The organism is Paraburkholderia atlantica (assembly GCF_009362785.1).
GTDB classification, from domain to species: domain Bacteria; phylum Pseudomonadota; class Gammaproteobacteria; order Burkholderiales; family Burkholderiaceae; genus Paraburkholderia; species Paraburkholderia atlantica.
This window is the reverse complement of sequence record NZ_WHNQ01000068.1, coordinates 1-15,180: the sequence shown is the minus strand read 5'-3', so window position 1 is coordinate 15,180 and position 15,180 is coordinate 1. Positions and strand designations below refer to the sequence as shown.

The window sequence follows — 15,180 nt, the reverse complement described above, 5'->3', positions numbered from 1 at the left end:
CCGAGCTGGACGATGGACCACAGCAGCAGCCGTTCGGCTTCCTTGCGGTAGTTCTCGAAGGTGGTTTTCGTGTCGGCGACGCGCGCCAGCCATGCGCGCACGGCCGCGAGGTCGTCATCGGCGGCGATCTGGCGGCGGCCGGTGGCGCGATTGACACCGGTGCGGCCGTCGAGATCATCGGGCAGTTCGAGGACGTCGAGCGGGCGCGGCGCGATGAGGGCGGTTTTCATGGGATCCGGTGGTCTTGGGGTGTCACGCGTTCAGTGTCGCACCTCTCGCAGTAAATTTCAACATTATACGGTTAATGTTCAAATTTAATGTAGAAATAGTAGAGAAAAGCCAAATTACGCAGTAATATTACTTCTCAAAATCCCGCGGAATGCTCATGTCTGACGCCGTTCCTGATGAAAGCCGCCTCCAGGCCGAGATCGAGCGCCTGAAAGCCGAATTTCCGCATACGCGCGATCTCTATCGGGAGGCCTGCGCGCTGCTGTTTTTCCGCTTCGGCGTCACGCCGACGGCGAACCGTCTCTATCAGCTCGTGCGCCGCGGCAGCATGAGTACGCCCGTCGCGGTGCTCAACGCGTTCTGGGCCGACCTTCGGGAGAAAAGCCGCGTGCGCATCGAACACGCCGAACTGCCCGGGGAGCTGCGTGACGCGGCAGGCGACCTGGTGGCCATACTCTGGAAGCGTGCTGCCGGCGCGGCCGATGACGCCCTCCAGGCGCTGCGGACCGAAGTCGAAGCCGCGCGGCTCGCCGCCGAGGCGTCTGTCACGGCCGTGCAGGCGGATCTGGCGCGCACCGAAACGGCGCTTGAGCAGCGGACAACCACGCTGCTTGCCGCCCAAGTACGCATCCAGGAACTCGAGCAGGCGCAGGCTGCGGCCGCGGCGACCCGTCACGCGCTTGAAGGCGAGCTGGAGCGCGCGCAGCAGGCGCTACGCGAGCGGGACGCCGCTCTGGCGCAGGCCCGCACCGACTTCGCCGCTGAACTCGACAAACAGCGGACCAGCACCGAACTGGCCGAGACCCGTTTGCAGGCCGCGGAGAAGCGCGCGCTGCTTGAGATCGAGCGCGAACGGGCCGCGGCTACGCGTCTGCAGCGCGAACTTGAAGGTGTACAGCAACGCGCGTCTCGCGACGGCGAGCGCGCGCAGGCCGAGATCCATCCATTGCAGGCGCAACTGGGAGATTTACGCCATTCGGCGGGTATGCTGGAGGGGCGATTTGAAGCGATGCGGGCGAGCCACGAGGCCCAGGCGCAGGAGCTGGAATTCCTGCGGCAGAAAGCGTCCGGTCCGGGCAGTGCCGCACGCCGCGCTCCGCGCCGCGCGGGCCGGCAGTCTGCCGGGCCTGTGAAAGCTGTACGCAAGTCCGGCGCGAAGACATGAGTCGCACAGGACGCGGTCGACGGAAGGATGTCTGCCCGGACATCGGCGTGCTGATGCGCTATGGGGAGCGAGTGGTGCGGGTGGAGGCCGAAGCGCGCGGTCAGCGCGTGATCATCGAATCACTTGACGAAGATGGCCTTGCCTTCCGGAGCACGGTGAAGTGGAAGAATCTGGCGCCGCTTCTAGCGCAGCTGTTCTGAGAATGTGGTTGCCGCGCTGACGACTGAGAATGTGGTTGGGCTCAGAGCCCTTTCGCGGACCGGTACAAGTCTTACTTCTGGAATGGATCAGCTTTCACTTCGTCGGACGGCCCCGGAAACCCTTGCCCGGCGGGCCTTCCCGCGGAGTGTAGCGGAACACGCGAAATCTGACGAGCAAATTCCGCATTCGTGATAACTCCGGTTATCAGATGTGGTGATTCTCGGTCAACGCATTCTCCGGCGGTGGGATGGAAAACACAGGGGGAGGGAGAGGCAGACCGCACCCGCCTCGATGAGGTCGGCCGGCCTGATGTTTGCCTGTGAGGCGGGGGATGCGGTAGGGTGCGTGTTCCGTTCACAAAGGGGCAGTCCATGAACAAACAGGAGCTGATTGATGCGGTCGCGGCCAGCACAGGCGACACCAAGGCTGCCACGGGTGCCGCAATCGACGCGATCCTCAACGCAGTCCCGCAGGCCGTGACCGCCGGCGACGCGGTACAGCTGATTGGGTTTGGGGCATTCTCGATTGGAGAACGTGCGGCACGGGTCGGACGCAATCCATCGACTGGCGAAGAACTGCAGATCGCTGCTGCAAAGACGGTGAAGTTCACAGCCGGCAAGGCGGACGCGGTGAACGCAAACTGTTTCAGTCATCTCGCGCCCGATCGAAGTTCCACGCAGGCCTATCAAGCGTTGGCAGCATCGGCGACCGAGTTAGCGATCAGATCGGCAGCAGGCTGTGCGCCTTTTTTACGTGGGTGCGATTGATGCATTGGGCGCGAGGTTCGCACGAGCGTCAGGACTCCGGCAGCGCTGGGTCCCGGTCCTGTTCGTATCCTGATCTGGTACGATTTCTCGCCAACTTGCGGTTACTCGCTACCTCGCAACAGCGTAGCGCCCCGAGTGATTGCACCAGAGTTCACCGCTGTCGTTGGTCACAATGACAGCATCCAGAGAGATCAATGTTCAATCCGGAGGTCGTACAAATCGCCGAAATCTTGGGGCGCGCTACCCAAGGGATCACTCGACCGTTCATCTGTAGAGGAGAGGATGAACAGTTGTATTTCGTGAAAGGTCGTCACGCCGGTAGGAGAAGTCTCGTCGCGGAGTGGCTCGGCAGCTCAATGGCGGCAGCGTTTGGCCTGCCTGTAGCGCCGTTCCGGATCGCACAAGTGCAGGAAGAACTTATCAACGTCGGTCCGCCGCACTTCGCTGATCTGTTCGAAGACACACGGATCGTCGCAGATGGCGGGCAAGTCGATCTGTCCAGCGGGTTTGATCAGGAAATTGTCGTCCTGCTCAATGTCGTCGCCGAAAAACAGATGTTTTAGCTGTGCTTGCAGGTTGGTGAAGCGCGGCGCAAAGTCCATCTCGAACCAGTACATGGCCGCGAAATTCATCTTGTTGATGCTGTGCATGCCTCCGGTGATAATCGTCGGCGCGATATCGGTCGTGTTGTGGTAACAGAGGTCGAAGACGTAATGGCTTTCGTGCTCGTGCGCACCGATGAGGTTGGCGAGTGTGGCAACGTAATTGGTGAGCCGTATCTGCTGTGGCGCGCGGTCGATGAGCATGGCACTGAACTCGACGTTCTGGTGCAAAAACGACGCGACAAGGCCGCAGGCAAGCGCTTCTTCCAGCGAGTGCCGCGATCAAACCGGTGCCGCGCAGGATCGTCACTGACCAGCTACGCAGCTATCCGGCAGCGAAGTCCGAGATTCCAGAGCTCGCTCACGTGAAGCACGTTTTCATCAAGGCGGTTGCGCGCGTGAATAACCGCGCCGAGAATAGCCACCAGCCGACCCGCAGACGCGAACGCCAAATGCTCGGCTTTCGCGATGCGCGTCGCACTCAGGCGTTTCTTTCACGGTTCGGCCCGATCCGGCAGCACTTTGCGGCAAGTCACCGTGCCTTCGCCACATGGTACGGTTGGATTGGAACTGCCTCAATCGGTAAGGCTATTTAATAAGGATAACTACCGTTACCAATACCGGTACGCGTACAGTCTACATTCGTTAACTTGACAAAGCCGTATCTACAGGCCCGCGAACGAAATCCGCGGCGCTGGTCCGGCGCCACCCGGACCTGGACGCCTGTCGGCGCAGTAACACTGAATCCCGAGCGCGACTGCATCGTTAAAACACATACGCACTCGACTGATATAGAGCCATTGGCCGCATGACCGAGGCGACAACTTGCTTGACTCGCGCCGACGGGAAACCGGCGCCACGCAAGGCCCACTTCGTCGGAGTCGATCGTCAAACCGGGGAAGTCTCAACATTTGTGCAATTTCGTACCAACTTTTCTTCGTTTGACAGACGCCATCTACGGACGTTTAACAGCCATGGTCAAAGCTGTGCGCAAGTTCGGCGTAAGCTCGACATCACCGCTGCTGACGGAATTCAGCGTTTCACGAACCAAGTCCGGATAGGCACCTCTGGAAAACTGGCCGATAGCGATATTCGCAGCTTCCCCCGGGGAATTCAGCCGAAAGAGTTTTTGTACAGCGAGTGCACGTATCAGCTCACTATCGTGGCCGTCCGCTATCTGGTTCAATGTCTGCACGGCCTCACTTCTTAAGTTCGCGGCATCGAGAATGCTTGGTTCCTCAAGAGTGCCGATGAGATTCAGTCGCGCGACAGCGGTCCTCTCATCGGTCGTGGCATCGCTCCTCAAATCGCTCAGCGCCTTACTGAAGACCTCTTGAGGCGTTTGACTTGGCATGTTGAAGTAAGTCTCATACATCTCGGCATATTTGGATTCGTTTCTGCCCTCCCAAATGGCATTTGCTTCTTGCAAGACTATGTCTCTGCCAATTGCAGAATCAACTAGGATGGATCGAAGAATGTCTCGCTCCATGCCCTGTTCGGCAGGCATGTCGTGATAGAACTGAGTCACAAGCTTTGCGACCTCGGGGTCATTTTCCAAAGCAATCTGCAGCCGAGCCCGAAACTCATCCAGCTCATTCTGAGACATGTTGCCGCGATTCACGATCTTCTGAAAGATCGCACGAAGGCTCGCGTCAATTTGTACGGGTGTATCATTGGATGCCGCTCCGGAGGGCTTGTCACCGGTGGCCAAACTCCCGCCGGCATTAATGCCATCGGGCCACGCAATCCCCTCTTTGCTGCTTGTCGCGGTGGCTTCGGAAGACCTCAAGTCTATGGGCTTGTATGCGCGCTTCGCTTGCTCCGAACTTACCGTGGGCGCGGCGAGAAATAAGAGGTACCCTGCCACCACCATCAGCAAGCATCCAACGATGGCTAGATGGACTCGACGCCGTGAAGATAAATTTATATTGAAGGACATAAGTTTTCTTTGTAGATAAGGAACGTCAGCCGTCTGACACAGTGCACGCCTCGCTCTTGGCGGTATCGTGGCGATACCAAAGACACTCCGCTGTCTCAAGCAAATGAACGAGGCGAATGGCGATCTGAGTAACTAAATGCGCTGATAGTTGCAGCTACTGCCACGCCACTCTGGCAGGTATCCTTCACGATCATATGCGCCACCGACGTATGTGCAACGCCAACTCACCCCCCCCATCCAATCGGAACGCCATCCCGCTGGGCAGCTTGACTGCAAGGTGAGGTAGTTATCCGCTCCGATCACGTGGACTTTCCCCCATCGTTCGCTGAAGTTGATGACTGCGCGGCCCTTCCAGCCCGGGTTAGGGCCACAAGTGACCGTTTCGCTACGAATGTTGCATGCAGTCCATGACTTATTGATCCCGCCATCGATCGCCATGCTGCCGATTTTTATCGGGATTCCCCACTGCGCACCGATGTCAAAGCTGGTGGTGTGGCATGACGAATGGCCTGTCGTTAACGACACGGTTCCACAGCTTCCTCCAGAGCCACCGAAACAATAGTGCCAGTCCGATCCGTCCAATGCGTAGCCGTGCTGGCTTTTGCCGATCCAACCCAAGAACTGGGTGTTAAGCGTCTGCGCGCTGACGGGGCCGTTATAAACGTCCAGCCAAGCAGCTATGAGCAGAATTAATATCTTCTTTGATGCCACGGAAGATTCCTCTCTTGGTTTCGGTTAAGGCTACGCTGATCAAGCCGCGTAAATGCGACTTGTTGTGACCAAGGCATGCATAAATTCTCGAGATCGCGAATAACCGCCCAAAAAGGGGGTTCTGTCGCAGTAAGAGCGAGAGGTCGGCCAAGTCCGATATGGTATGGATTCCTTATCCAGCCAGTGAATAGAATTGCTGTGCGGGAGTTTGACCAACGCCGCCATCGTCCATCTGCCCCTTGACGATCATGTGCATAACTTCGATGCCGCCCAACAGGATGCGGGCACAACGAAACCTTTTGAACCCAAGCATCGGTCGAGTTCGGCGCTTGATCGCCCGATGATCCTATTCGAGAGGGTAGGGTCGAGAACTGGCGCGCACACGGTAGGCTCCGGGGGTCTCTCCACCGCTTTCGCGGTGGTCCTCAGTCGGGCTGCCATAGTCACGTTTCCAACTCCCGCCACGTCAAACCGTGCATGCGGTTTTCCCGCACACGGCTTTCCTGTCTGCTTCATGTCAAGGTTTATGGAACCCGGTAACCATCAAACAGTCCCAGTTCCTAGCTTTGTCAAGTTAAGGAAGCTCTGCAGAAGTCGTTTTCGTAGCGGCGATTTTCCACACGCATCGCAGTCTGAACGGCGACGACATTCCTTGTGCGGAGATCGCCCGGTACAGTCACCAGTCGGAGGCTGTACCGGTGAAACATATGCCCGCACCGGCTCCATCTTAAGCGTTTCGCAAAGCTCTGCGCGCCATCCACAAATTGCTCAAAGCGAACAACGTGGTGATCTGGGCAGTGTTTTTCATCAAACCGCGATAGCGGGTCTTCGCATAGCCGAACTGCCGCTTGATGACGCGAAACCGGGTGCTCAACCTTGGCACGGATGCCGGCCTTGAGCCGCTCGATCTGATCGTATATCGCGTCCAGAGGACTACTCTGGTCCAGTAGTCTGCGCTTGCCCGGTCTCATCGCAACATGCCAACGAGCTGCGTCGGCCTCACAATGCTTTTCGATTCCCTGATACCCGGCGTCAGCGTAGACATCCGTCTCCTTGCCGTGCAGCAACGCCTGGGCAACGGTGGTGTCGTGCACATTGGCCACCGTTCCAATGACTGTATGAACCAGTCCGGAGTCTGCGTCGACGCCGATGTGCGATTTCATTCCGAAATACCAGTTGCCGCCTTTCTGCGTGGAGTGCATTTCCGGATCCCGGGTGCCGGAACCGTTCTTTGTCGAACTGGGCGCGGCAATCAGGGTGGCGTCGACTGCGGATCCAGCCTTTAGCATCAAGCCCTTCTCCGTCAGGATCTCATTGACCAGTGCGAGCATTTGCGGGGCCAGCCCATGTGTTTCAAGCAGATGGCGGAACCGGAGAATCGTGCTTTCATCCGGCAAACGCACCATGCCGCCGTCGAGACCCGCGAACTCGCGATACAGCGGCACGTCGTACAGCGCCTCTTCCATTGCAGGGTCCGACAGACCAAACCACTGCTGCATAAAATGAATTTGCAGCATCGTCGCGATCGGGAAAGGCGGCCGTCCGGTTTTGCCTGCCGGATAGTGCGGCTCGATCAGCGCAATCAGCTTCGACCAAGGCACGACACGCCGCATCTCATCGAGAAATTCCCGCTTGCGCGTGCGCTTGGTTGACAGATCCAGGTCAAGACCCAACTGCGACATTACTCTTCTCCTCAACTAATTCGCGATGCTTCCAGGATAGCTGAACGGGGCGTCAATGCCAGGACTTTTGCAGACCTTCCTTAACGAACGTAGACTGTACGCGTACCGGTATTGGTAACGGTAGGTATCCTTATTAAATAGCCTTACTGATTGAGGCAGCTCCAGTCCAACCGTACCATGTGGCGAAGGGTTCCTGGAGTGCGCCACGGTGACTTGCCGCTTTCATTCGATGTCTGGGTAAAGCAAAGTGCTGCCGGATAGCTGCGTAGCTGGTCAGTGACGATCCTGCGCGGCACCGGTTTGATCGCAGCACTCGCTGGAAGAAGCGCTTGGCTGCGGCCTTGTCGCGTCGTTTTTGCACCAGAACGTCGAGTTCAGTGCCATGCTCATCGACCGCGCGCCACAGCAGATACGGCTCCCCGCGTCACGAACATCTCATCCAGATGCCATGTGTTGCCCCGCTTGCGCCGCGCCGTCTTTGCACGCTGGGCGAATTCAGCGCCGAACTTGTCGCACCAGCAACGGATTGTTTCGTACGTGACGACGACACCACGCTCGAGCAACAACTCCTCGGTATCGCGCAGGCTCAGGCTGAACCGGAAATGCCAGCGAACCGCGCAGCTGATGACGATGGCAGGGAAGCGGTGACCGTGATAAAGCGACTTTCTTTTCTTCATCGCTTCATTCTACCCCGCTCCTGAGTCAACCTGACAGAGCCCGCGGATCACATGCCCCTTTTCTTTGGCTAGCTGAGCACACTTAATGGCTAGCGTACCACTACCGACAATAACACTAGACACTTTTGATAAGGTTGAGCGCTTATTCGCCCCATGATCCGGGCGCACCAAAGGAATACAATGCGACATCTCAATCTCCCAGCCAAGACCGGGGGGCATCTGGCCAAGCGCGCCGCCGTTACGACGACACCAGTCACGATAAGCATCGAAGTCAATGCCGACCACTGAAATGCGGGTTCGCGAACACTATCGAAAGGCTAGTGCGTTGACGAGTTCCCGGCGACTCACGAACATAGACCCCTTGTCGCTGATGTCGCGATTTCCCCCATACCCGCCAGAGCGGCAAGCGTTCGCATGCACGTCAAGTCCACGCCATCTGCGAGAATAAGCTGAGCGCGCCGCTTCAGATCACGATTGCCGCCCGCAGATGCCTCACCCCAGCCAAACTACCGATCAAGAAAGACTTTGTGCGCGCACAACCAAAAATCAAAACACTACCGGGCCGCACGAAATTTGTTACCAACATACCACCAATCGCGAATCGAATGGATATCAATTGTTTTTTCGGTATCCATTCGAGTTTCTAATATCGCCCAGTTCTAAGGTTTTTAACAGCACCGGAGTTGGCGGGGTTTTGTCGCATTAGCGCGGTCAAGTAAAATCGTCGACCACAACGTATGACAAGCATGATGGCAAAGACGAAGACGCCGAGCAAGATGCTGCCCGCCGGCATTGGCAAGGTATTGAAGCGGCTGCACTACCCGCTGGACGTGATCCTGCTGTGCGTCCGGTGGTACGTGGCGTACTCATTGAGCCTCCGTAACCTCGAAGAATGAAATGAACGCGTCCCACCCCGTGACCGATCCTCACGGGTCAACGGCATCGATGTGCCCAAGTGGCAAATAGGAAGCTTTCCAAGGCGACCGGAGGATCCAGTGATGAATCGTACAGCAGTCGGTATGGACATCGCGAAAAACGTGTTCCAGTTGCATTACATCGATCAGGAAACCGGCGAGATCGTGAACAAGCCGATCAAGCGAGCAAAGTTCCTCGAACACTTCGCGAACCTTACGCCGTGCCTGATCGGGATCGAAGCGTGCGGTGGTGCGCACCACTGGGCTCGGCAACTGACGACGATGGGCCACGAGGTGAAGCTGATGCCGGGGGGAGTTTGTGAAGGCGTTCAACATCCGAAATAAGAACGATGCGGCGGACGCCCGGGCGATCTGGCTGGCAGTACAGCAGCCAGGCAAGCCGGTAGCGGTAAAAACCGAGATGCAGCAAGCGATGCTTGGGCTGCACCGGATGAGGCTGCAACTGCTCAAGTTCCGAACGATGCAGATCAATAACCTTCGAGGACTGACGGAATACGGCGAGGTACATATGCGAGCATGCTCTGCCCGTCATCCTTATCGCGACAGAACCCGGCGATTCGTATCGACTTGTCCGAGAACGACAAGGAAAAAGTACTGTCGGCCTCTGAGAGAATGTTCCTGATCGGGTGTGATTTCTTCAATGATATTGAAAAAGCGGTCTACAATATTGAGCAACTGGTACCTGCCACCTAAATCATCAGGTGATGCGACGGCCAGGACCATCTCGTTATACAGAAGTAGCGCAGTAGCAGCCGTTTATCCGAAAGCGCATTGAGCGATGCACCGGCGTGATCGGGGTTGTTAACGGCCGGAATTTCGCGCTTACTCTCGACTTTTCGAATGCAGATTCGTAATGAGCCGGGGTCATGGGTGGACGAGGAATTTGAAACACTGGATCTGGGCGACCCGAGGCGGGATCGTCGCGCGAAGGAACTGCTGAAGCGGTTCGCCGCGCGTCCCACGGCGAGTATTCCGGGTGCCTGTGAGGGCTGGGCCGAGACCATGGCGGCATACCGGTTTCTGGGCAATGAGCACATTGACTGGCGCGACATGATGCACCCGCACTGGGATCGCACCGCTGTGCGCATGGGCGAGTTACCGGTAGTCCTGTGCGTGGCTGACACGACCGAGCTGAACGTCAACGGGCAGGATATCGAGGGCGCCGGCCCGCTCAGTTATGAAGCGCAGGTAGGCATGTACCTTCACGCTACATATGCGGTCACACCGGATCGCGAGGCGCTGGCTGTCATGAACGCCTGGATGTGGGCGCGCGAGCCGCGCGACGATAACGGCCGGCGTGGCGGCGTCTGCGAAAGCGTACGATGGATAGAAAGTTAAAGGAGATCGTGGCGCAGCAGGCGGCGGCCATGCCGGGCACGCGGCTGGTATATGTGGCCGATCGCGAAGGTGATATCGCCGCGCTCATGCAGCGTGCGCAGGAGTTGGGCGAAGCGGCTGACTGGCTGATCCGCTCCCAGCACAATTGCGCACTCAAGGGCGAAGCAAAACTGTGGGAGACGGTACACGCGAGCGAGGTGCTCGGTCATGTCAGCTTCGTGCTGCCCGGGCGGGGTGGCCAGAAGGCGCGTGAAGCGAAGCAGGAACTGCGAGCACAGCGCGTGAAGTTACCCGGGCGCGGCGGCGTCGAACTGAGCTGCATTGAGGCATGTGAAGTGAATGCGCCCACTGGCGTGAAGCCCGTCGTCTGGCGCCTGCTGAGCAACCGCGAAGTGCCGGATGCACATGCCCTCACCGAACTGATCGACAGGTACCGCGCGAGGTGGGAGATCGAGATGTTCTTCAATGTGTTCAAGAACGCCTGCCGGGTTGAAACGTTGCAGCTCTCGCAGATGGAGCGCGTGGAGAAGGCGCTTGTACTGTATATGGTGGTGTCCTGGCGTATCGCACGGCTCATGCGGCTGGGCAGGACCTGCCCGGACCTGGATGCTTCGCTGTTATTTGAGGCTGACGAGATACACGGCCCTCACGTGCTCTCAAAGAAACCCCGCCCGAAAAAGCCGCCGACGCTTAACCAGATGATACGGATGATCGCGTCACTGGGCGGATTCCTCGGGCACAAGGGCGATGGTGAACCCGGCGCGAAGACACTGTGGATTGGCATGCAGCGTGTCATGGATGCGGTGATCACCATCCAGATCCTGCGTGACGGGTACGACACTTCTGTATAACGAGATGGGCTAGGACGCCGTCGCTATTAGATCTCCGTTGTCGAAGATGTGGCTTGACGACCTATATGGCAAATTCACGGGATACATATGATATCGGCACTTCTAGGTAAGGTTGCGTTTGACGAGCAACGACTGGCCAAGGACCTAGCACTGTTAGAACAACATCCTCCCGCACCGGAAGTGTATTCGGAGTTTCGAGTTGGCACATTCCATACATACAATCTAAGAAACCCTTGTTCGGAGGTAAACGATACGAGGCTCAATGCGGGAAACAAAGATGCAGGGTCTACGTCGCTCGGTGTGCAACTGACTTATCTCGATGAACTGCTCAACGTTCTCTTCGAGCCTTCTGCGATTCGTATGGTACGTGTGATGAAAATTCACGCGGGCATGCTATTCCCGAACCGGGATATGGTGGAGTTCGGCGAGGCTGGACGCAAGTTCACGCGAGTCCACGTCATGCTCAAGACGAATCCAACTGCATTGCACTCGGAGTCGTCCGATGTCTTTCGAATGGAAGCGGGAGACCGGGTTTCTGCATGTAAATGGGACACATGCTGCGATCAATCGCGAAGCCAGCCCGCCATATACGATGATGGACGATTTGAACAACAAGTTCGATCTTCGCTCATTGTCTACGCGACCGGTGTCAGACCATCCACGCCGACAATGATAAGCCGCAGCGAGCTTACTTATGAGGAAATCGATGAAAAAACTGGTGAGCCGACAAAATGTACTTGATTTTTCTAGTTTTTTCGAAATTGCATTTTTACAAGAAAAATTTCAGTTGACCACTCGTCATCCATGACCAGGGCATTTTTCTCTGGCACCAGCGAGGAAGCAACAGCCTCTGATTTCATAGATTTCCTGGTGGAAAGCAGAGATTTTGACGAGCGATTTCCTCTAAACGAACGCTGGATGTGGTGCTAGGCATTGTTCCGGTAATCAATGCATCGTCGAGATACTGGTCAGTGAAGTATTGAAGTAGCCTCAACCTTAAAGGATTCCAAGATGTATGTACTTGGTATTAACGCCGCTTACCACGAATCTGCCGCTTGTCTTATCAAGGATGGGCAAGTCGTAATGGCGATCGAAGAGGAGCGTCTAAATCGCATCAAGCATGGGAAACTCGCCAGTCCCGGGACGACGGGCGAGTTGCCATGGCTCGCGATCAATAAGTGTCTCGAGGCTGCGGGCATCACGCTTGCCGACTGTGAGCACCTCGGTTACTCCTTCAGCCCTGAAATTCTTCAAGAGGGTGTGGCACAATGGCGGGATACGAACGACACGCCTCACGTGTGGCCGCTGGAGAAGGATAGCTACCAGACAATCGAAGGGGGGCTGGACTTCATTGATGGGGTGCTGTCCGCGCGCAGGCAACTGATTGAGAACGCCGGATTCAGGGGGACCTTCCACTTTCTGCCGCACCACGATTGCCACGCCGCAAGCGCCTTCCACGTGTCGCAGTTCGATAAGGCCGCGGTGCTCGTGATTGACGGAATCGGGGAATGGGCGAGTACTTCGCTGTACTACGGAGAGGGCACGCAACTGCGCAAAGTGCACGATTTTATTTTTCCGAATTCACTCGGGTTTGTGTGGGAGAAGCTGTCAAAATATCTTGGCTTTAGCCAGTACGATGCGTCCAAGGTCATGGGTCTCGCCGCCTATGGCGACGCTACCAAAACCATTGACCTATTTGCGAAGATTGTGACTAGCAAGCAAAACATGAGCGTCGATCTGGCCGTGCTGCGTCATGAATCGCCAGACTTCTCTCCGTTGGAGACGCTTTTCGGCCTGCCAAGGCGCTATGAGCCTGTGGACTTCAACGTCGAGAACTGGCAGGCCTACGTGAATGTCGCAGCTGGCCTGCAGTTGCTGACCGAACAGGTGCTCGTAGAAATCCTGCGTCGTTTCGATTATCAAACCCATCGCAACTTGTGCATGGCCGGGGGCGTCGCGCTAAATTGTGCAGCTAATGGCGCGATTGTGCGTGAGAAGCTGTTCGACAATATCTTTATTCAGCCGGCCTCCAACGATGCTGGCACCGCGATGGGGGCTGCATTCCTGATTTGGAATCAAATGCTTGGTCGGCCGCGGGACTATGTGTTTACGAACGCCTACCTCGGCCCGAGCTACACTGACGATGAAATCGAGGCGGTGCTTTCTCGCACGAACCTGAACTACAACAAGGTGGAAGTTGCGGGGAAAGCCGCGCAGCTTATCGCTGAGGGCAACATTGTCGGTTGGTTCAGTGGTGGGATGGAGTGGGGGCCGCGTGCGCTTGGTGCGCGTAGCTTGCTAGCAGATCCACGCAACAAAGACATCCGCGAATTGATGAACGTCAAGGTGAAGCATCGCGAACTTTACCGTCCGTTCTGTCCAAGCATTCTCGGAGAACGTGCAGAGGAATGGTTCATCGGAAGTACCGACGTGAATGCAGGAAAGTACATGCTTACGACGTCAGTGGTCCACCCCGAAAAGGCGGAAGCGATCCCGGCAGTCGTTCATTTTGACCAAACTGTACGTGCGCAGACGGTTTATCGGGAGGATAACCCTGAGTACTACCGCTTGATTTCTGAGTTCGAGGCACTCACAGGCGTTCCGCTGCTGCTAAACACTTCTTTCAACGACTCGGAGCCGATTGTGTGCAGCCCTCAGGACGCCATTAATACATTCTTGAAGACCGACATCGACTACCTCGTGCTTGGCAACTACCTCGTTGAGAAAAACCCAGGTTACACCTGACATCTGCCCTGAGACCTGGCCGTACATGGGGTTGTAAGCCGGAACCGCAGAAATTTTGGAAGTCCTTTGATTTCAGGTGGTTCGAGAAGGTCGAGACCCGCAAGCATGGCCGCGATGTCGATCGGGTTCTCGTTGCGAAACGTGTAATGCCCGAGCCCGGCCGCGACGCCTGCCGAACCCGGGTTCCCGGATGCCAATGCGCTGGCCGCGCTGCGTGGCTGGTATGCAGGCCTCAGTTCACGTGCGACCGTCCTGCGCTACCTGCCCGGCCTCAAGGCGCCGAGCCAGTCCGCACGTGGCATGCTCGGCCGCATCCGCCGGCAGCTCATCGCGTTCGCCGAAAGCCGCCATCGACTGGATCTGGCGGCGGTATTCCAGCACACGCGCCAAGAGCGGCAGGGGCGAGCCAAGGCAGTTGAACACGCGCTCAGGACGTTGCCCTCGTTGACTGCGCCACAGCCCCAGATCAGCGACGACATTGAATGGTGGCTCGCACCCCGGACCGCGAATGCCCTGTGTGCACACGGCATCCATACGCTCTCGGAACTGCCCGTACGGATCCCGCGACGGCGCGGATGGTGGCGAACGATCGAGGGGCTCGGCGCGATGGGGCTCGGCAAGTCGAAGCTTTCTTCGCCGGGCATCCGCTGTTGACCGAGCGCGCCCGCGCACTGGTCGCGGTCACCCAGCCACGCAGCATCGTGCCGTGGGAAGAGTTGCGCCTGCCGCACGAGGTCGATGGCTCGCAGGGCAGTTTCCGGGCGCCGCGTAATGCCTGCACGCTGAACGCGACGAACGATTACGAGGCGGTACAGGCGTGGCTTGCGCTGCACGAAACAGCGACGACGCAGCGCGCCTATCGCAAGGAGGCCGAGCGGCTGATCCTGTGGGCGATCGTCGAACGCGGGCGGGCGCTGTCGTCACTGACAACTGACGACGCGATCGCCTACCGGGCGTTCGTGAGACGTCCGACGCCGCGCGAGCGCTGGGTCGGGCCGCCGCGGCCGCGCGATTCCGTCGAATGGCGCCCCTTTACGGGCGCATGTCTGGCGACAATTACTTCTGCCGGTAGCGACAACTAGATTTGCCGGTTTCCGGCGGCCGAGCTGTTGAGGTTTGGTGCGCCGTTATCATGCGGCTCCTTGCGGAGCCGGCATGAAAAAAGACGGAGAAATCAAATTGTTGCGAGAAGAACGGCAGAAAGGGGTGAGCCAGAAGCTGGCTGCGGCGCGTACGGGGATGAGCGAGCGCACGGCCCGGAAATACGAGCGTGCTGGCCAGTTACCCAGTCAGATGAAGAAGTCTCGCACGCATCGAACGCGGGAGAATCCGTTCAGCC

General features: G+C 57.6%; 9 protein-coding genes and 10 pseudogenes. 12 read left to right on the top strand and 7 right to left on the bottom strand.

Translation table 11 applies throughout. The features are described from left to right. Positions 1-230, bottom strand: a pseudogene (locus GCT19_RS38360) (tyrosine-type recombinase/integrase); the annotation flags it as partial. Positions 231-385: 155 nt separating this feature from the next. On the opposite strand from GCT19_RS38360, the gene GCT19_RS38355 reads away from it, so the two are divergent. The 4 genes and pseudogenes from GCT19_RS38355 to GCT19_RS44690 all read left to right on the top strand — a co-directional run. Then, complete coding sequence (locus GCT19_RS38355) at positions 386-1,393, top strand: DNA-binding protein (protein WP_152854837.1); 1,008 nt, start codon at positions 386-388, stop codon at positions 1,391-1,393. Further along, entirely contained in the window at positions 1,390-1,593 is a 204-nt protein-coding gene (locus GCT19_RS38350; protein ID WP_152854836.1) for a hypothetical protein, read from the top strand. Before GCT19_RS38355 ends, GCT19_RS38350 begins: the two co-directional genes overlap by 4 nt. A gap of 372 nt (positions 1,594-1,965) precedes the next feature. Further along, positions 1,966-2,235 (top strand): annotated as a pseudogene (locus tag GCT19_RS38345) (HU family DNA-binding protein); the annotation flags it as partial. 320 nt (positions 2,236-2,555) lie between these two features. Next, positions 2,556-2,756, top strand: a pseudogene (locus tag GCT19_RS44690) (HipA family kinase); the annotation flags it as partial. On the opposite strand, the gene GCT19_RS38335 reads toward GCT19_RS44690, so the two are convergent. Further along, positions 2,715-3,167, bottom strand: a complete 453-nt coding sequence (locus GCT19_RS38335) for a Tn3 family transposase (protein WP_035492140.1) — start codon at positions 3,165-3,167, stop codon at positions 2,715-2,717. The pseudogene GCT19_RS44690 and the gene GCT19_RS38335 overlap by 42 nt on opposite strands. Between GCT19_RS38335 and GCT19_RS38330 the strand changes: the two are divergent. Continuing rightward, positions 3,129-3,559, top strand: a pseudogene (locus GCT19_RS38330) (DDE-type integrase/transposase/recombinase); the annotation flags it as partial. The gene GCT19_RS38335 and the pseudogene GCT19_RS38330 overlap by 39 nt on opposite strands. A gap of 359 nt (positions 3,560-3,918) precedes the next feature. Here the strand turns inward: GCT19_RS38330 and GCT19_RS43965 are convergent. From GCT19_RS43965 to GCT19_RS38305, 5 genes and pseudogenes are all read right to left on the bottom strand, one after another. After that, positions 3,919-4,902 carry a hypothetical protein gene (locus GCT19_RS43965; RefSeq protein WP_227749453.1) on the bottom strand — a complete coding sequence of 328 codons (984 nt, stop codon included), beginning with the start codon at positions 4,900-4,902 and terminating at the stop codon, positions 3,919-3,921. 132 nt (positions 4,903-5,034) lie between these two features. Next, entirely contained in the window at positions 5,035-5,613 is a 579-nt protein-coding gene (locus GCT19_RS38320) for a hypothetical protein (protein ID WP_152854835.1), read from the bottom strand. Positions 5,614-5,785: 172 nt separating this feature from the next. Next, positions 5,786-5,959, bottom strand: a pseudogene (locus GCT19_RS38315) (IS6 family transposase); the annotation flags it as partial. A gap of 381 nt (positions 5,960-6,340) precedes the next feature. Continuing rightward, positions 6,341-7,295, bottom strand: a protein-coding gene (locus GCT19_RS38310) for an IS5 family transposase (protein WP_152854834.1) whose coding sequence is annotated in 2 segments (ribosomal slippage) — positions 6,341-6,475 and positions 6,477-7,295 — 954 coding nt in all. Because the reading frame shifts where the segments join, the coding sequence is not laid out codon by codon here. A gap of 248 nt (positions 7,296-7,543) precedes the next feature. Then, a pseudogene (locus GCT19_RS38305) lies at positions 7,544-7,972 on the bottom strand (IS6 family transposase); the annotation flags it as partial. Positions 7,973-8,718: 746 nt separating this feature from the next. On the opposite strand from GCT19_RS38305, the pseudogene GCT19_RS38295 reads away from it, so the two are divergent. From GCT19_RS38295 to GCT19_RS38265, 7 genes and pseudogenes are all read left to right on the top strand, one after another. Beyond that, a pseudogene (locus GCT19_RS38295) lies at positions 8,719-8,865 on the top strand (IS6 family transposase); the annotation flags it as partial. 105 nt (positions 8,866-8,970) lie between these two features. Further along, positions 8,971-9,412, top strand: a pseudogene (locus GCT19_RS38290) (IS110 family RNA-guided transposase); the annotation flags it as partial. A gap of 335 nt (positions 9,413-9,747) precedes the next feature. Continuing rightward, a pseudogene (locus GCT19_RS38285) lies at positions 9,748-11,096 on the top strand (IS4 family transposase). Between the two features lie 87 nt (positions 11,097-11,183). Beyond that, entirely contained in the window at positions 11,184-11,837 is a 654-nt protein-coding gene (locus tag GCT19_RS38280; protein WP_152854832.1) for a hypothetical protein, read from the top strand. Positions 11,838-12,107: 270 nt separating this feature from the next. Continuing rightward, a complete protein-coding gene (locus GCT19_RS38275; protein ID WP_018437041.1) occupies positions 12,108-13,841 on the top strand; it encodes a carbamoyltransferase family protein in 1,734 nt (577 codons plus the stop codon). A 201-nt stretch (positions 13,842-14,042) separates the two neighbouring features. Then, positions 14,043-14,893 (top strand): annotated as a pseudogene (locus tag GCT19_RS38270) (phage integrase family protein); the annotation flags it as partial. A 103-nt stretch (positions 14,894-14,996) separates the two neighbouring features. Further along, the coding region (locus GCT19_RS38265) for a MerR family DNA-binding transcriptional regulator (RefSeq protein ID WP_152854831.1) at positions 14,997-15,180 on the top strand (184 nt) is incomplete at its 3' end.

Bases quoted from the DNA above. Each gene is read 5' to 3' on its own strand.
- GCT19_RS38350 (WP_152854836.1), top strand. From the start codon at position 1,390: ATGAGTCGCACAGGACGCGGTCGACGGAAGGATGTCTGCCCGGACATC.
- GCT19_RS38335 (WP_035492140.1), bottom strand. From the start codon at position 3,167: ATGCTCATCGACCGCGCGCCACAGCAGATACGGCTCACCAATTACGTT.
- GCT19_RS43965 (WP_227749453.1), bottom strand. From the start codon at position 4,902: ATGTCCTTCAATATAAATTTATCTTCACGGCGTCGAGTCCATCTAGCC.
- GCT19_RS38275 (WP_018437041.1), top strand. From the start codon at position 12,108: ATGTATGTACTTGGTATTAACGCCGCTTACCACGAATCTGCCGCTTGT.
- GCT19_RS38355 (WP_152854837.1), top strand. From the start codon at position 386: ATGTCTGACGCCGTTCCTGATGAAAGCCGCCTCCAGGCCGAGATCGAG.
- GCT19_RS38280 (WP_152854832.1), top strand. From the start codon at position 11,184: ATGATATCGGCACTTCTAGGTAAGGTTGCGTTTGACGAGCAACGACTG.